Annotated in this window: 12 protein-coding genes; all 12 read left to right on the top strand. The window is 61.6% G+C overall.

Annotated elements, in window-relative coordinates:
• Positions 1 to 21: 21 nt before the first annotated feature.
• The 12 genes from HX830_RS17440 to HX830_RS17385 all read left to right on the top strand — a co-directional run bounded on the left by HX830_RS17440 (position 22) and on the right by HX830_RS17385 (position 17,938).
• Positions 22 to 1,086 carry a type IV pilus assembly protein PilM gene (locus tag HX830_RS17440; protein WP_177101498.1) on the top strand — a complete coding sequence of 355 codons (1,065 nt, stop codon included), beginning with the start codon at positions 22 to 24 and terminating at the stop codon, positions 1,084 to 1,086.
• Positions 1,086 to 1,652: a PilN domain-containing protein gene (locus HX830_RS17435; RefSeq protein ID WP_177101496.1), complete on the top strand. Its 567-nt coding sequence runs from the start codon at positions 1,086 to 1,088 to the stop codon at positions 1,650 to 1,652. Before HX830_RS17440 ends, HX830_RS17435 begins: the two co-directional genes overlap by 1 nt.
• Positions 1,649 to 2,278: a type 4a pilus biogenesis protein PilO gene (gene pilO / locus HX830_RS17430; RefSeq protein WP_152737757.1), complete on the top strand. Its 630-nt coding sequence runs from the start codon at positions 1,649 to 1,651 to the stop codon at positions 2,276 to 2,278. The genes HX830_RS17435 and pilO overlap by 4 nt, the downstream gene beginning before the upstream one ends.
• Positions 2,275 to 2,802, top strand: coding sequence for a type 4a pilus biogenesis lipoprotein PilP (gene pilP, locus HX830_RS17425; RefSeq protein ID WP_103495031.1), 528 nt, complete (start codon positions 2,275 to 2,277; stop codon positions 2,800 to 2,802). Before pilO ends, pilP begins: the two co-directional genes overlap by 4 nt.
• An 11-nt stretch (positions 2,803 to 2,813) precedes the next feature.
• Entirely contained in the window at positions 2,814 to 4,889 is a 2,076-nt protein-coding gene (pilQ, locus tag HX830_RS17420; RefSeq protein WP_177101494.1) for a type IV pilus secretin PilQ, read from the top strand.
• A 4-nt stretch (positions 4,890 to 4,893) separates the two neighbouring features.
• Positions 4,894 to 5,412 carry a shikimate kinase AroK gene (gene aroK / locus HX830_RS17415; protein ID WP_103495030.1) on the top strand — a complete coding sequence of 173 codons (519 nt, stop codon included), beginning with the start codon at positions 4,894 to 4,896 and terminating at the stop codon, positions 5,410 to 5,412.
• Between the two features lie 149 nt (positions 5,413 to 5,561).
• Complete coding sequence (aroB, locus tag HX830_RS17410; RefSeq protein ID WP_103495029.1) at positions 5,562 to 6,662, top strand: 3-dehydroquinate synthase; 1,101 nt, start codon at positions 5,562 to 5,564, stop codon at positions 6,660 to 6,662.
• A 10-nt stretch (positions 6,663 to 6,672) separates the two neighbouring features.
• Positions 6,673 to 8,256 (top strand): AAA family ATPase, encoded by a 1,584-nt coding sequence (locus HX830_RS17405; RefSeq protein WP_177101492.1) that lies wholly within the window; start codon positions 6,673 to 6,675, stop codon positions 8,254 to 8,256.
• A gap of 349 nt (positions 8,257 to 8,605) precedes the next feature.
• Positions 8,606 to 13,054, top strand: a complete 4,449-nt coding sequence (gene gltB / locus HX830_RS17400; protein WP_152737753.1) for a glutamate synthase large subunit — start codon at positions 8,606 to 8,608, stop codon at positions 13,052 to 13,054.
• A 33-nt stretch (positions 13,055 to 13,087) separates the two neighbouring features.
• A complete protein-coding gene (locus HX830_RS17395) occupies positions 13,088 to 14,506 on the top strand; it encodes an FAD-dependent oxidoreductase (protein WP_103495026.1) in 1,419 nt (472 codons plus the stop codon).
• A gap of 236 nt (positions 14,507 to 14,742) precedes the next feature.
• Positions 14,743 to 15,810 carry a uroporphyrinogen decarboxylase gene (hemE, locus tag HX830_RS17390; RefSeq protein ID WP_177101490.1) on the top strand — a complete coding sequence of 356 codons (1,068 nt, stop codon included), beginning with the start codon at positions 14,743 to 14,745 and terminating at the stop codon, positions 15,808 to 15,810.
• 661 nt (positions 15,811 to 16,471) lie between these two features.
• Positions 16,472 to 17,938 carry a lytic polysaccharide monooxygenase gene (locus tag HX830_RS17385; RefSeq protein WP_177101488.1) on the top strand — a complete coding sequence of 489 codons (1,467 nt, stop codon included), beginning with the start codon at positions 16,472 to 16,474 and terminating at the stop codon, positions 17,936 to 17,938.
• Positions 17,939 to 17,996: the final 58 nt, after the last annotated feature.

The following is a 17,996-nucleotide window of genomic DNA, read 5'->3' as shown; positions in this document are numbered from 1 at the left end:
GATAGTAATAGGGAATCGGTAGTGCTTGGACTCTTTGGCAAAAAAGCGCATTCGCTCCTGGGGATCGACATCAGTTCCACCTCGGTAAAGCTCCTCGAATTGAGCCGCTCAGGCAATCGATATCGGGTCGAGTCCTACGCCGTGGAACCGTTGCCAGCCAATGCCGTGGTCGAAAAGAACATCGCCGAGCTCGAAGGCGTCGGGCAGGCCCTTGCACGGGTGCTGCTCAAGGCCAAGACCCATGTGCGCGGCGTGGCCGTGGCCGTGGCCGGTTCCGCGGTGATCACCAAGACCATCGAGATGGATGCCGGGCTTTCCGATGACGAAATGGAAAACCAGCTGAAGATCGAGGCCGACCAGTACATTCCCTATCCCCTGGAAGAAGTGGCCATCGACTTCGAGATCCAGGGTTATTCGGCGCGCAATCCCGAGCGTGTCGAAGTCCTGCTTGCCGCCTGTCGGAAAGAAAACGTCGAGGTCCGCGAGGCAGCCCTCGCCCTGGCCGGGCTCGAAGCCCAGGTGGTCGATGTCGAGGCCTACGCCCTGGAACGCTCCTTCGGCCTGCTCGCCGCGCAACTGGCCAGCGACCACGAGAAGCTGACGGTGGCGGTGGTGGACATCGGCGCGACCATGACCACCCTCAGCGTCCTGCATAACGGCCGCATCATCTATACCCGCGAACAATTGTTCGGCGGTCGCCAGCTCACCGAGGAAATCCAGCGCCGCTACGGCCTGTCCAACGAGGAGGCGGGGCTGGCGAAGAAACAGGGCGGCCTGCCCGACGACTACGTCGCCGAGGTGTTGCAGCCCTTCAAGGATGCGGTGGTCCAGCAGGTGTCGCGTTCCCTGCAGTTCTTCTTTGCCTCCGGACAGTACAACGATGTCGACTACATCCTGCTCGCCGGCGGCACCGCGTCGATTGCCGGGCTCGATCACCTGATCCAGCAGCGGCTCGGTACGCCGACCCTGGTGGCCAACCCCTTCGCCGACATGGCCTTGAGCAGCAAGGTCAATGCCGGGGCCCTGGCCAGTGATGCGCCGGCCCTGATGATCGCTTGCGGTCTGGCCTTGAGGAGTTTCGACTGATGGCGCGGATCAACCTTCTGCCCTGGCGCGAGCAACTGCGTGAAGAGCGCCGCAAACGTTTCCTCACCGCCCTGGTCGGCGTATTGGTGGCGGCGGTCGGCGTGGTGTTGCTGACCGACCAGTACTTCAGCGGTGCCGTCGACCGCCAGGTCGCGCGCAATGCCTACATGAACAAGGAAATCGCCCAGCTCGACGGCCGGATCAAGCAGATCAGCGAGCTCAAGGCACGTCGCCAGCAACTGATCGAGCGCATGAAGATCATCCAGGACCTGCAGGGCAACCGCTCCATCAGCGGGCGGATCTTCGATCAACTGGTGCGGACTCTGCCGGACGGCGTGTATTTCACAGAAGTGAAGATGACTGACAAGACCATCGCGATCACCGGCGCGGCCGAGTCCAACAACCGGGTGTCGGACCTGATGCGTAACCTCGAGGCCTCCGATTGGCTGACCGCGCCGACGCTGACCGAGGTCAAGGCGACCACCGCCGGCGCGGTGGACCAGGCCAACACTTTCCAGCTGAGCGTGCGCCAGACCCAGCCGAAATCAGAGGGGGCGGTTAAATGAATGTCTCCCTCTGGTTGGAAAACCTGCGCAAGGTCGATCTCGGCGACCTCGATATGCAGAACATCGGCTCCTGGCCGGCGGTGGTCAAGGTCGCTAGCGGCATACTGACCGCGATCCTGGTGCTGGCCCTGGGCTACAACTTCTACATCAAGGACCTCACCGATCAACTGGACCAGCAGCGTTTGACGGAAGTGACCCTCAAGGAGCAGTTCGCCACCAAGGCCCACCTGGCGGCGAACCTTGAAGCCTATACGCGGCAGATGGAGGATATGGAAACCTCCTTCGGCACCCTGCTCAAGCAGTTGCCGAGCGACACCGAGGTGCCGGGGCTGCTGGAGGACATCACGCGCACGGGGCTGGGCAGCGGGCTGGAGTTCGAGGAGATCAAGCTCCTGCCGGAAGTCACCCAGCAGTTCTATATCGAGCTGCCGATCCAGATTACCGTGACCGGCGCCTATCACGACCTGGCCACCTTCGTCAGCGGCGTGGCGGCCCTGCCACGGATCGTGACCCTGCATGATTTCGAGATCAAGCCGGTCGTAGCCTCACCGGCCGGCGGCAGCAAATTGCGCATGAGCATCCTGGCCAAGACCTATCGCTACAACGACAAGGGGCTGCAGAAATGAGCCGCTTGCATGGGATCTGCCTGGCCCTGTTGACGCTGATGCTGGCCGGTTGCGGCAACAGCAACGACTTCAGCGACCTCGATGCGTACATGAAGGAAGTGCGCGCGCGGCCGGCGGGCAATATCGAGCCGACGCCGAAATTTCGCGCCTTCGAGATGTTCACCTACAGTGCCGCTGCGCTACGCAGCCCGTTCCAGCCGCCGATGAAGATCGATCTGGTCAATCGCCAGAAAGGTTCCCACGAGGTCAAGCCTGATCCGAATCGGACCAAGCAATTCCTCGAAGGCTTCAACATCGAGCAGTTCGAAATGGTCGGTACCCTCTCCAACGCCAGTGGCACCTTTGCCCTGGTGCGTGGGGCCGGCGGTGTCCATCGATTGAAAGTGGGCGACTACCTGGGCCGCAATGATGGCCGTATCGTGGCTATCACTGATTCCCAGGTCGAGGTGATCGAGATCGTTCCGGACGGCGAAGGCGCCTGGCTGGAACGACCGCGCTCCATCCCTTTGAAAGAGCACTCATAGTGGAATTCGATATGAACAGGATTATTTCATCCCTCGGCATTTCGCTATGGATAGCGCTGGTGTCGCCGATGGTGTTGGCGGCCAACCTGCAAAGCCTGGATGTGGCGGCGCTGCCCGGAGATCGGGTCGAACTGAAGCTGGGCTTCGACAGCCCGCCTGCCGCGCCCCACGGCTACACCACCGACCAGCCGGCGCGTATCGCCCTGGACCTGACCGGTGTCACCAGCCAATTGGTCAAGAAGACCCGCGACCTGGGCGTGGGCAACGCGCGCAGCGTGACCGTGGTCGAGGCCAAGGATCGCACGCGGCTGATCATCAACCTGACCAAGCTGGCGCCTTACAGCACGCGTATCGAAGGCAGTAACCTGTTCGTGGTGGTAGGCCAGGGCGGCGGTTCGAGTGCTCCGGTCCAGGCCGGCGCGTCAAGGCCCGCCGCGGCGGTATCGGTGCCACCGCGAGCGGTGCCCAGGCCCTATGTGGCGGCAGGCCGGGCGATCCGCAATGTCGACTTCCAGCGCGGCGAGCAGGGTGAAGGCAATGTGGTCATCGAACTGTCCGATCCGACCATCAGCCCGGATATCCAGGAGCGTGGCGGCAAGATCAGCGTGGATTTCGCCAAGACCCAGTTGCCCGATCCCCTGCGGGTGCGCCTGGATGTGAAGGATTTCGCCACCCCGGTGCAGTTCGTCAACGCCAGCGTGGTCGCCGACAAGGCGAGCATTTCCATCGAGCCCAGCGGCGCCTTCGATTACTCGACCTACCAGACCGACAACAAGCTGACCATCAGCGTGCGCCCGCTCACCGTCGACGACCTGCAACGACGTAATGCCGAGCGTTTTGTCTACAGCGGCGAAAAGCTCTCGCTGAACTTCCAGGACATCGACGTGCGTTCGGTGCTGCAACTGATCGCCGACTTCACCAACCTCAACCTGGTGGCCAGTGACACGGTGCAGGGCGGCATCACCCTGCGCCTGCAGAATGTGCCCTGGGACCAGGCGCTGGACCTGGTGCTGAAAACCAAGGGACTGGACAAACGCAAGATCGGCAATGTGCTGCTGGTGGCCCCGGCGGACGAGATTGCCGCCCGCGAGCGCCAGGAGCTGGAGTCGCAGAAGCAGATCGCCGAACTGGCGCCCTTGCGCCGCGAGCTGTTGCAGGTCAACTACGCGAAAGCGGCGGATATCGCCAAATTGTTCCAGTCGGTGACCAGTGCCGAGTCCAAGGCCGACGAGCGCGGCTCGATCACCGTGGATGATCGCACCAACAACATCATCGCCTACCAGACCCAGGACCGCCTCGACGAACTGCGGCGCATCGTCGCCCAACTGGACATCCCGGTGCGCCAGGTGATGATCGAGGCGCGGATCGTCGAAGCCAACGTCGGTTACGACAAACAGCTCGGCGCCCGTTGGGGTGGCAAGATCAGCGGCGGCAACTGGAACACCTCGGGCGGCTCGCCGACTCTTTCCAAGCTGACCGGCCAGAGCGCCAGCACCCCGTTCGTCGACCTTGGCGCCACCACCGCCACTTCCGGGATCGGCATCGGTTTCGTGACCAACAACACGACCCTGGACCTGGAACTCAGTGCCATGGAAAAAACCGGTAACGGCGAAGTGGTGTCCCAGCCCAAGGTGGTCACTTCCGACAAGGAAACCGCGAAGATCCTCAAGGGTACGGAGATTCCGTACCAGGAATCCAGCTCCAGCGGCGCGACCTCGGTGGCCTTCAAGGAGGCCTCGCTGTCCCTGGAAGTGACCCCGCAGATCACCCCGGACAACCGGATCATCATGGAAGTGAAGGTGACCAAGGATGAACCGGACTACCAGAACGTGCTGAACAACGTGCCGCCGATCAAGAAAAACCAGGTCAACGCCAAGGTCCTGGTCAATGACGGCGAGACCGTGGTGATCGGTGGCGTGTTCTCCAATACCCAGAGCAAAACCGAAGAGAAGGTGCCATTTCTCGGCGATGTGCCGTATGTTGGCCGCCTCTTCCGTCGAGACATCGTTTCGGAAGCAAAATCCGAGCTGCTGGTATTCCTGACTCCGCGTATCATGAATAACCAGGCGATTGCTGTGAGTCGTTGATTCTGTGCGAAATTTGATTCTTGTAGGGCCTATGGGGGCTGGAAAGAGCACCATAGGCCGATTGCTGGCCAAAGAGCTGCGCCTGCCTTTCAAAGATTCCGACAAGGAAATTGAACTGCGTACCGGTGCGAATATTCCGTGGATCTTCGACAAGGAAGGCGAACCCGGCTTTCGCGACCGCGAGCAGGCGATGATTGCCGAGCTGTGCGCGGCCGACGGCGTGGTCCTGGCCACCGGCGGCGGCGCGGTCATGCGCGGCGAAAACCGCCAGGCCTTGCACGCCGGCGGTCGGGTGGTCTACCTGCACGCTTCGGTGGAGCAGCAGGTCGGGCGCACGGCCCGTGACCGCAACCGGCCGTTGCTGCGCACCGCCGACCCGGCCAAGACCCTGCGCGACCTGTTGGCGATCCGTGATCCGCTGTACCGGGAAATCGCCGACCTGGTGGTGGAAACCGATGAGCGGCCGCCACGCATGGTGGTATTGGACATCCTTGAACGCTTGCAGCAGCTGCCTCCCCGTTAAAGCGCGGGAGGAAATGCGCTATCCTCGACCACCGACATGCTCGGTGTCGGTCATGGCTTGAAGCCATCGGGCCGCGTCGATACCAGACGCCGCCGACAATCGTTAATCCTGAGACTGGACGCACGCGTCCATCTTCACTGTGGGGACACATGCAGACACTTAAGGTCGATCTTGGCGAGCGTAGCTACCCGATTCACATTGGCGAAGGGCTGCTGGACCAGCCTGGGCTGCTGACGCCGCACATTGCCGGTCGGCAGGTTGCGATCATCTCCAATGAAACCGTCGCTCCGCTCTACCTCGAGCGTCTGACCCGCAGTCTGTCAGCCTATTCCGTGGTTTCGGTGGTGTTGCCCGATGGCGAGGCCTTCAAGACCTGGGAAACCCTGCAACTGATCTTCGACGGCCTGCTGACCGCCCGTCATGACCGCCGCACCACCGTGATCGCCCTCGGCGGCGGGGTGATCGGCGACATGGCCGGCTTTGCCGCGGCCTGCTACCAGCGCGGCGTGGATTTCATCCAGGTGCCGACCACCCTGTTGTCCCAGGTCGACTCGTCGGTGGGCGGCAAGACCGGGATCAACCATCCGCTGGGCAAGAACATGGTCGGTGCCTTCTATCAGCCCAATGTGGTGCTGATCGACACCACCACCCTCAACACCCTGCCGCCGCGCGAGCTGTCGGCGGGCCTGGCGGAAGTGATCAAGTACGGCCTGATCTGCGACGAGCCGTTCCTGACCTGGCTGGAAGAGCACGTCGACCAGTTGCGCGCCCTTGACCAGAGTGCCCTGACCGTCGCCATCGAGCGCTCCTGCGCGGCCAAGGCCGCGGTGGTCGGTGCCGATGAGCGCGAGTCCGGCGTACGCGCCACCCTCAATCTCGGGCACACCTTCGGCCATGCCATCGAAACCCACATGGGCTATGGTGTCTGGCTGCACGGTGAAGCCGTGGCGGCGGGTACCGTGATGGCGCTGGAAATGTCCATGCGGCTGGGCTGGATCAGTGCCCAGGAGCGTGATCGCGGTATTCGCCTGTTCCAGCGTGCCGGCTTGCCGGTGATTCCGCCGGAAGAAATGACCGAAGCCGATTTTCTCGAACACATGGCAATTGACAAGAAAGTGATCGACGGTCGCCTGCGCCTGGTGTTGTTGCGCCGAATGGGCGAAGCCGTGGTAACCGACGATTATCCGAAAGAAGTTCTACAGGCCACGCTGGGGGCGGACTACCGCACTCTGGCTCAGCTTAAAGGTTGATAGGATTCCGATGACCAGTTTGCATGCCGACGAGGCTTTCCTCGGCCATTACCAGTTAAGTCACGACCCTTTCGCTCCCCGGGTGCCTGGCTTCAAATTCTTCCCCGCCCAGCGCAAGCCGGTGCTCGGGCAATTGCACCACCTGGCCCGCTACAGCCAGTTGCTGCTGGTGGTCACCGGCCCCCAGGGCAGCGGCAAGACCCTGCTGCGCCAGGCGCTGGTGGCGAGTACCAACAAACAGTCGGTACAAAGCGTGGTGGTCTCTGCGCGCGGTGCCGGCGACGCAGGCGGTGTGCTGCGCCAGATCGCCCAGGCGCTGAATGTCGCCCAGGCCGAGATCCAGGAGATCCTCAAGCAGGTGGTGCAACTGGCGCTGACCGGCCAGGAAGTCTACCTGCTGGTGGACGATGCCGAGTCGCTCGACGACTCCGCTGTCGAGGCCCTGCTGGCCCTGGCGGCCGGCGCGCCGGAAGGTCGCCCGCATGTCTTCCTGTTCGGTGAATCGTCGCTGATCGCGGCGCTGGAGCAGCACGGCGCGGAGGAAGAACGCTTCCACGTGATCGAATTGCAGCCCTACACCGAAGAAGAAACACGTGAATACCTGGCCCAGCGTCTTGATGGCGCGGGTCAGGGAATCGAACTTTTTTCCGCTGAGCAGATCACTGAGATTCACGAAAGCGCCGAAGGTTGGCCTGGCAACATCAACCAGGTCGCCCGTGACGCCATGATCGAAGCGATGATCGCCAGCCGCTCCGCGGTGAAGCGTCCAAGTATGGGGTTCAAGATGCCTAAGAAGCAGGTATTGGCGTTGTCCGCCGTGGTGGTGGTTGCCGTCGCGGCGGCCTGGATGATTCCGGGGCGCAACAAGGCGCCGGCCACCGCCGGCACAACCGCCAGCGAGCAGGCGCAGCTGCCATTGGGGCAGGCGCCGAAACCGAACGCCTCGGGTAATCCGACGGTGGAATTCGCCGGCAATTCGCAGCCGATGCCGCTACCGTTGGTCGGCCAGTCGCAGCCGGTGATGCGCGGTCCGCTGGCTGAAGCGGCGGGTGGCAGTATTGAAGGCGATGATGGCATCGCGCCTCCGGTTGACGGTGGTCCGGCCAAGCCGCCGACCGTCACCACCACCTCGCCGCCTGTCGGCGTGCCAGCAGGCCCGACACCGACTCCGGTAGCCAAACCAGTGCCGGCCCAGGCAGCGGCCGCCAAACCGGCCCAGACCCCGGTTCCGGTGCCCAAGCCGGTCGCCAAGGCGCCGGAGAAGGCCGTTGAGAAGCCAGCCGTGGTAGCCAAGGCTGCCGCGACCGGCCACAGCTGGTACACCGGCCAGGCGCCGGGCAACTATGTGGTGCAGATCCTCGGTACCAGTTCCGAGACCACCGCGCAGAATTTCGTCAAAGAACAGGGCGGCGAGTACCGTTATTTCAAGAAAGTGCTTAACGGCAAGCCGCTTTACGTGATCACCTACGGCAGCTTCGGCAGCCGCGATGCGGCCGTCAGCGCCATCAAGGCCTTGCCAGCGAAGGTTCAGGCTGGTAAACCTTGGCCTCGTACTGTCGCCAGCGTCCAACAGGACCTGGCCACAACTCGCTGAAGAATCGGCGGCCTTATCCAGGCCGCCTTCCCGGCACCTCAAAATTTCCGCAAGGGCATGCTGCTTCCAAAGCCGCGTGCCTTGTGGTGTCTGCGTCACAGTGGGTTTGAGTCGTCACGGTCAAAATTCAAAAATGTTTTGACTAGCACGAGATATCGCTTTAAACCTTTCATAAATGCGACATGAATTTTCGACATTTCGTCGCTAAATTTGTGAGCGTGAATGTCGGTGTGTACAATGACCTCCCTTTTGCCCCTGCAAAGCCGGCGTACGTTCGGCGTGGATGGTAAGCGGTTGAATTGAAAAGAAATTTGCCTCGATAAAGAGGCAGCCTGGTGAGAAAGTGTCTATGAAAGCAGGTCTGTACCAACCAGATGAATTCAAGGATAACTGTGGTTTCGGCCTGATTGCCCATATGCAGGGCGAACCCAGTCATCACCTGTTGCAGACGGCCATTGAGGCCCTGACCTGCATGACCCACCGCGGTGGGATCAACGCCGACGGCAAGACCGGTGACGGTTGCGGCCTTCTGATCCAGAAGCCGGACCAGTTCCTGCGCACTGTCGCCAAAGCGACATTCGGTAGCGATTTGCCCAAGCAATATGCGGTGGGCATGGTGTTCTTCAACCAGGACCCGGTCAAAGCCGAAGCCGCCCGCGAACACATGAATCGCGAAATCCTCGCGGCCGGCCTGCAACTGGTGGGCTGGCGCAAGGTGCCGATCGATACCAGCGTCCTCGGCCGCCTGGCCCTGGAGCGTCTACCGCAGATCGAACAGGTGTTCATCGGCGGCGAGGGCCTGAGTGACCAGGCCTTCGCCATCAAGCTGTTCAGTGCCCGTCGTCGCTCGTCGGTGGCCAATGCCGCCGACACCGATCACTACATCTGCAGCTTTTCCCACAAGACCATCATCTACAAAGGCCTGATGATGCCGGCGGACCTCACCGCCTTCTATCCGGACCTCAGCGACCCGAGCCTGAAAACCGCGATCTGCGTGTTCCACCAGCGCTTTTCCACCAACACCCTGCCGAAATGGCCGTTGGCGCAACCGTTCCGCTTCCTGGCGCACAACGGCGAGATCAACACCATCACCGGCAACCGCAACTGGGCCCAGGCCCGGCGCACCAAGTTCGCCAACGACCTGATCCCCGATCTCGACGAGTTGGGCCCGCTGGTCAACCGTGTCGGTTCCGACTCCTCGAGCATGGACAACATGCTCGAGTTGATGGTGACCGGCGGTATCGACCTGTTCCGTGGCGTGCGGATGCTGATTCCGCCTGCGTGGCAGAACGTCGACACCATGGACGCCGACCTGCGCGCGTTCTATGAATTCAACTCCATGCACATGGAGCCGTGGGACGGCCCGGCGGGCGTGGTGATGACCGAAGGTCGTCACGCGGTCTGCCTGCTCGACCGCAACGGCCTGCGTCCGGCCCGTTGGGTGACCACCAAGAACGGCTATATCACCCTGGCGTCGGAAATCGGCGTGTGGAACTACCAGCCGGAAGACGTGATAGCCAAGGGCCGTGTCGGTCCTGGGCAGATCTTTGCCGTGGACACCGAAACCGGCCAGATCCTCGACACCGATGCCATCGACAACCGCCTGAAGTCGCGCCACCCGTACAAGCAGTGGCTGCGTAAACACGCCCTGCGTATCCAGGCGACCATGGAAGACAACGACCATGGTTCGGCGTTCTACAACGTCGAGCAGCTCAAGCAGTACATGAAGATGTACCAGGTCACGTTCGAAGAGCGCGACCAGGTGCTGCGTCCGTTGGGCGAACAGGGCTACGAAGCGGTTGGCTCCATGGGCGACGACACGCCGATGGCGGTGCTGTCCCAGCGCGTGCGCACGCCGTACGACTATTTCCGCCAGCAGTTCGCCCAGGTGACCAACCCGCCGATCGACCCGCTGCGTGAAGCCATCGTCATGTCGCTGGAGATCTGCCTCGGTGCCGAGCGCAACATCTTCGAAGAGTCGCCGGAACACGCCTCGCGGGTGATCCTCAGCTCGCCGGTGATCTCCCCGGCCAAGTGGCGCTCGCTGATGAACCTCGAGCGTCCGGGTTTCGCTCGCCAGGTCATCGACCTGAACTACGACGAGAGCGTCGGGCTGGAAGCGGCGGTGCGCAACATCGCCGACCAGGCTGAAGAAGCCGTGCGCGCCGGGCGGACCCAGATCGTCCTCAGCGACCGCCATATCGCCCCGGGCAAGTTGCCGGTGCACGCGTCCCTGGCGACCGGTGCCGTGCACCACCGCCTGACCGAGAAAGGCCTGCGCTGCGACAGCAACATCCTTGTGGAAACCGCCACCGCGCGCGACCCGCACCACTTTGCCGTGCTGATCGGCTTCGGTGCGTCGGCGGTCTATCCGTTCCTGGCCTATGAAGTGCTGGGCGACCTGATCCGTACCGGCGAAGTGCTGGGCGATCTCTACGAAGTGTTCAAGAACTACCGCAAGGGCATCACCAAGGGCCTGCTGAAGATCCTCTCGAAAATGGGGATTTCCACCATCGCGTCCTACCGAGGTGCGCAACTGTTCGAAGCCATCGGCCTGGCCGAGGAAGTGGTCAACCTGAGCTTCCGTGGTGTGCCGAGCCGGATCAAGGGCGCGCGTTTCGTCGACCTCGAAGCCGAACAGAAACTGCTGGCCGGCGAAGCCTGGAGCGCGCGCAAGCCGATCCAGCAAGGCGGCCTGCTGAAGTTCGTCTACGGTGGCGAATACCATGCCTACAACCCGGACGTGGTCAGCACCCTGCAAGCCGCCGTGCAGCAGGGCGACTATGCCAAGTTCAAGGAATACACCGCGCTGGTGGACAACCGTCCGGTGTCGATGATCCGCGACCTGTTCCAGGTGAAAACCCTGGAGACGCCGCTGGCAATCAGCGAAATCGAACCGCTGGAGTCGATCCTCAAGCGCTTCGACTCGGCGGGGATTTCCCTCGGCGCCCTGTCGCCGGAAGCCCACGAAGCCCTGGCCGAAGCCATGAACCGCCTCGGTGCGCGTTCCAACTCCGGCGAAGGGGGTGAAGACCCGGCACGTTACGGCACCATCAAGAGCTCGAAGATCAAGCAGGTGGCCACCGGCCGTTTCGGTGTAACCCCGGAATACCTGGTCAACGCCGAAGTGCTGCAGATCAAGGTGGCCCAGGGCGCCAAGCCCGGCGAAGGCGGGCAACTGCCCGGCGGCAAGGTCAACGGCCTGATCGCCAAGCTGCGTTATGCGGTACCCGGCGTGACCCTGATCTCGCCTCCGCCGCACCACGACATCTACTCCATCGAGGACTTGTCGCAGCTGATCTTCGACCTGAAACAGGTCAACCCCAAGGCGCTGGTCTCGGTGAAGCTGGTGGCGGAAGCCGGTGTCGGCACCATCGCCGCCGGTGTGGCGAAAGCCTATGCCGACCTGATCACCATTTCCGGTTATGACGGCGGCACCGGTGCCTCACCGCTGACCTCGATCAAATACGCCGGTGCTCCGTGGGAACTCGGCCTGGCCGAAACCCACCAGACCCTGCGTGGCAACGACCTGCGCGGCAAGATCCGGGTGCAGACCGACGGCGGCCTGAAAACCGGCCTCGACGTGATCAAGGCGGCCATCCTTGGCGCCGAAAGCTTCGGCTTCGGCACCGCGCCGATGATCGCCCTGGGCTGCAAATACCTGCGCATCTGCCACCTGAACAACTGCGCCACCGGCGTTGCGACCCAGAACGAGAAGCTGCGCAAGGACCACTACATCGGTACCGTCGACATGGTGGTGAACTTCTTCACCTACGTCGCCGAAGAAACCCGTGAGTGGCTGGCCAAGCTCGGCGTACGTACCCTTGAGGAACTGATCGGGCGTACCGATCTGCTGGAAATCCTCAAAGGCGAAACCGCCAAGCAGAACCACCTGGACCTGACGCCGCTGCTGGGCAGCGATCACATCCCGGCGGACAAGCCGCAGTTCTGCCAGGTCGAGCGCAACCCGCCCTTCGACAAGGGCCTGCTGGCCGAGAAGATGGTCGAGATGGCCCTGCCGGCGATCAACGACTTGAGCGGCGCGGACTTCTCCCTGGATATCTGCAACTGCGACCGTTCCATCGGCGCGCGGATCTCCGGTGAAGTCGCCCGTCGTCACGGCAATCAGGGCATGGCCAAGGCGCCGATCACCTTCCGCTTCAAAGGGACGGCGGGTCAGAGCTTCGGTGTGTGGAACGCCGGTGGCCTGCACATGTACCTCGAAGGTGACGCCAACGACTACGTGGGCAAGGGCATGACCGGCGGCAAGCTGGTGATCGTTCCGCCTAAAGGCAGCATCTACAAGACTCAAGACAGTGCCATCATCGGCAACACCTGCCTGTACGGCGCAACCGGCGGCAAGCTGTTTGCGGCGGGTACGGCGGGTGAGCGTTTCGCGGTGCGTAACTCCGGTGCCCACACCGTGGTCGAAGGCACGGGCGACCACTGCTGCGAATACATGACCGGTGGTTTTGTCGCGGTTCTGGGCAAGACGGGCTACAACTTCGGTTCGGGCATGACCGGCGGTTTCGCCTACGTGCTCGACCAGGACAACACCTTCGTCGACAAGGTCAACCACGAGTTGGTCGAGATCCAGCGGATCAGCGGCGAAGCGATGGAATCCTATCGCAACCACTTGCAGCATGTGCTGGACGAATACGTCGAGGAAACCAACAGCGAATGGGGTCGCAACCTCGCTGAAAACCTTGATGATTACCTGCGTCGTTTCTGGCTGGTCAAGCCCAAGGCTGCCAACCTGAAATCGTTGCTTTCCAGCATCCGTGCGAACCCGCAGTGATATGCGCCTGAAGAGTTTGATGAGGTTTTTGTAATGGCTGAACGTCTGAGTAACGACTTCCAGTTCATCGATGTCGGGCGCAAGGATCCGAAGAAGAAACTGTTGCGTCAGCGCAAGAAAGAGTTCGTGGAGATCTACGAACCCTTCAAACCCCAGCAGTCGGCCGACCAGGCCCACCGCTGCCTGGGTTGCGGTAACCCGTATTGCGAATGGAAGTGCCCGGTGCACAACTTCATTCCCAACTGGCTGAAGCTGGTGGCCGAGGGCAATATCCTCGCCGCCGCCGAGCTGTCCCACCAGACCAACACCCTGCCGGAAGTCTGCGGCCGGGTGTGCCCGCAGGATCGTCTGTGCGAGGGTGCCTGCACCCTCAACGACGGTTTTGGCGCGGTGACCATCGGTTCGGTGGAGAAGTACATCACCGACACCGCGTTCGCCATGGGCTGGCGTCCGGACATGTCCAAGGTCAAGCCGACCGGCAAGCGGGTCGCAATCATCGGTGCAGGGCCTGCGGGCCTGGGCTGTGCCGATGTGCTGGTGCGCGGCGGGGTGACCCCGGTGGTGTTCGACAAGAACCCGGAAATCGGCGGTCTGCTGACCTTCGGCATCCCCGAGTTCAAGCTGGAAAAGACCGTGCTGAGCAATCGTCGCGAAGTCTTCAGCGGCATGGGCATCGAGTTCCGCCTCAATACCGAGGTGGGCAAGGATGTGACCATGGAGCAACTGCTCGCCGAATACGATGCCGTGTTCATGGGCATGGGCACCTACACCTACATGAAGGGCGGCTTTGCCGGTGAGGATCTGCCGGGTGTTTACGACGCCCTTGATTTCCTCATCGCCAACGTCAATCGCAACCTGGGCTTTGAAAAGTCGCCGGAAGATTTCGTCGACATGAAGGGCAAGAAGGTCGTGGTACTGGGTGGTGGCGATACGGCGATGGACTGCAACCGCACCTCGATCCGCCAGGGCGCCAAGTCGGTGACCTGTGCCTATCGTCGTGATGAAGCGAACATGCCCGGCTCGCGCAAAGAGGTGAAGAACGCCAAGGAAGAAGGCGTGAAATTCCTCTACAACCGCCAGCCGATCGCGATTGTCGGTGAAGACAAGGTCGAAGGCGTGAAGGTGGTCGAGACCCGTCTCGGCGAACCGGACGCCCGTGGCCGTCGCAGCCCCGAGCCTATCCCGGGTTCCGAGGAGATCATCCCGGCCGACGCCGTGGTCATCGCCTTCGGTTTCCGTCCGAGCCCGGCGCCGTGGTTCGAGCAGTTCAGCATCGAGACCGACAGCCAGGGCCGCGTGGTGGCTCCGGAACAGGCCCAGTTCAAGCACCAGACCAGCAATCCGAAGATTTTTGCCGGTGGCGATATGGTGCGTGGTTCCGACCTGGTGGTGACGGCGATCTTCGAAGGGCGCAATGCCGCCGAAGGGATCCTCGACTACCTCGGTCTCTGATCTGTACCTGACCCTCTGTAGGAGCGAGCTTGCTCGCGATGGACGTCAACGATGACGCGGGGCACCTGATGCCCCGCGGCGCCTGAGCCACCATCGCGAGCAAGCTCGCTCCTACAGGGGCGCGCATCGCCTGATGCCCGCGACAAATTGACCCGATAGACAAAAGGCACGGCTCTTGCCGTGCCTTTTGCGTCGCGCTCTGAGAAAATGCCCGCACTTTTTCTCCGGATGCCGACATGACTGCCCTGAAGAACGACCGTTTCCTGCGTGCCCTGCTCAAGCAACCCGTGGACGTCACCCCTGTGTGGATGATGCGCCAGGCCGGTCGCTACCTGCCGGAATACCGCGCCAGCCGCGCCAAGGCCGGCGACTTCATGAGCCTGTGCATGAACCCGTCGTTCGCCTGCGAAGTCACGATGCAGCCCCTGGACCGTTATCCGGGCCTGGACGCCGCGATCCTCTTCTCCGACATCCTGACCATTCCCGACGCCATGGGCCAGGGCCTGTACTTCGAAACCGGTGAAGGCCCGCGCTTCAGAAAAGTCGTCGGCACCCTGGCCGATATCGAGGCCCTGCCGATCCCCGATCCGCAGAAGGACCTGGGTTATGTCATGGACGCGGTCAGCACCATTCGCCGCGAACTCAATGGCCGCGTGCCGCTGATCGGTTTCTCCGGCAGCCCCTGGACCCTGGCCACCTACATGGTCGAAGGCGGTTCGTCGAAAGACTTCCGCAAGACCAAGGCCATGCTCTACGACAACCCCCAGGCCATGCACCTGCTGCTGGACAAGCTGGCGCAGTCGGTCACCTCCTACCTCAACGGCCAGATCCTCGCCGGGGCCCAGACCGTGCAGATTTTCGACACCTGGGGCGGCAACCTCTCGGCAGCGGCCTACCAGGAGTTCTCCCTGGCCTATATGCGCAAGATCGTCAGCGGTCTGATCCGCGAGCACGAAGGGCGCAAGGTGCCGGTGATCCTGTTCACCAAGAACGGCGGCCTGTGGCTGGAAAGCATCGCCGAGGCCGGGGCCGATGCCCTGGGCCTGGACTGGACCTGCGATTTGGGCGAAGCCCGTCGTCGCGTCGGTCACCAGGTCGCCCTGCAGGGCAACATGGACCCGACCGTGCTCTACGCCAAGCCCGAGGCCATCCGTACCGAAGTGGCGCGTATTCTCGCCAGCTACGGTGAAGGTTCCGGCCATGTGTTCAACCTCGGCCACGGCATCACGCCGGAAGTCGACCCGGAACATGCCGGTGCGTTTATCAACGCGGTGCACGAGTTCTCCGCGCAATACCATCGCTGATCCTCCCCGCGTTTTCTCAATGACCCCGCCTCGGCGGGGTTTTTGCGTTTAGTCCTTCGCGTTTTTGCTTTTCCTGATGCTACCGGTTCATTCGGCGTCATATATTCGGATCGCCATCCGGACATCTGGTCGGATTGTCAAAATGCCATACCGTCTTCTTCCATGAGATGTCGGAGTATTCTTTTTCTGAACGTTAATACGGAGACATTTGTTCTATGTCTTCAAGGTTTGTCGCGTCTAGTTACAGAATCTTAGGCAAAATCGAGGCGCTCGTGTGAATAAGTGAAGTGCAGAGCTGTCGCGCGTCTTCATGGGACCTTTCCTACATATAAAAAAATGTAAGTTCGTACAATGCGTACTCCGACATTCAATGTGTGGAGCGGCACTCAAGGCTCCAGATTTCTGATAGTCAATATTTTTGAACGTAATCGTTTATACGGCGCTGGCGTTTGTCCGGCGGACGAGGATGTTTTTGTAAGAATGGTTTTTGTAAGAGGCCCAAGAAGTGACGCCGGTGGGGCGTGGAACTTTCGCGGTTGATCTTTGCAGTCAGGACGGCGGCTCGGATTGATTGAACACCGATGGAAGTAGAAAGGGAGTCGTTCATCTTGGAGGGATGTCCGGCAACCCGATAAACAGGATAAGTCTGGAGTTGAATCGCATGAAAAGAAAGATGTCGGCACTTGGCAAGGCGTCGGGGTGTGTCTCTTCCCTGGCGGTGATCGCGGCCCTGGTCGCCTCACAGCATGTCGCCGCGCACGGTTATCTGAATGATCCGCCGTCCCGGGCGTTTGCCTGCCAGAAGGGCTTGAACAATGACTGCGGTCAAGCGCAGTACGAGCCGCAAAGCGTCGGTGAAACCACCAAGGGTTTCCCCAATGGCGGGGTGGCTGACGGCAAGATCGCCAGTGGTGGGATCGCGTTGTTCTCGCCCTTGGATATCCAGTCGGCGAGCCGCTGGTACAAGACCGAAATCACGGACCGTACGATCAACTTTGACTGGTACTACAGGGCCACTCACCCGGCGACCAAGTATGAGTACTTCATCACCAGGAACGGTTGGAACGCCAACCAGGCCCTGACACGCGCTTCGTTCGACCTGACTCCGTTCTGCTCCGTGGATGCGGGCGGGCGGTTGCCCACCGATCAGCCTCAGGGCAGTGACGGGCCAGCTCGCGAGAAGCACCCGTGCGAGATTCCCGCCGACAAGAGCGGGTATCACGTGATCCTCGGCATGTGGACCGTGGCCGACACCGGCGGCGCGTTCCACAACGTGGTCGACGTGAATATCGTGGCCGAGGAACAGGCCCCGGATGGTTGGAAAACCGTCGGTAATATAACACCGACCCAGGCCCTGTTGGCCGGCGACAAGGTCAAGGCCCGCGCCATGACCGGTGAGGGCGAAAGTGCCGAGTACAGCACTGAAATCACCATCGCCGACAGCGAGGAGGGCAAGCCGGAGAATTGGTCGTTCAAGCTGGCCGAGCAAATCAACCGGAGCCAGACGCTGGTCCGTGCCGGTGTCCGTGGCGAAGACGGTGCCATTGAACCGATCAAGGGCGTTAACCAGCTGTTCGCCAAGGCTGAAAGCGGTGTGAATCGTTATGAGCTCGATGTGCTGATGCAGGAAGACGCTGATGCGAGCATGCGGATTTCCGCTATCGGCACCAATTTTGAGCTCAAGGAAGGACGCTTGGCGATGCCTTTCCCGGTGCTAACCAACCGTAAAATGGATATCAAGGCCGAGCTCTTCGATGCCGCCAACAATCCAGTTCCAGTGGGCACCCTGACACAACTCGTGGAGGCCGGCAGCACCTGGCTGAACATGGACGTGCATAGCGAGCCGGGTATCCACCAGCTCAAGTTGATCGGCGTGACCGTCGATGGCCGTACCACTCGTCAGGATCTGGCATCCGTGGAGCTCGGCGGTGAGGGTGGCAGCCAGGATTACGACTTCAAATATCCGCAAGGTATTGCAAGTTATCAGCCCGGGACCAAGGTCTTGTCCAGGGACGGTAACGTCTACGAATGCAAGCCGCTCCCCGTAGGTGACTGGTGCAAGATCGACAGCCATCACTATGTACCCGGTGTCGGATCAAGCTGGACGGATGCCTGGATCGCTAAATAACCCCTGGCGTTCAGCGCCGGGCTGCTGGGCAGCCCGGCGTATTCGGTTTATGGGCGAT

This window comes from Pseudomonas gingeri (assembly GCF_013385425.1).
Classification (GTDB): Bacteria; Pseudomonadota; Gammaproteobacteria; order Pseudomonadales; family Pseudomonadaceae; genus Aquipseudomonas; species Aquipseudomonas gingeri_D.
The sequence above is the reverse complement of the archived record's forward strand: the minus strand, read 5'-3'. Positions and strand labels throughout refer to the sequence as shown.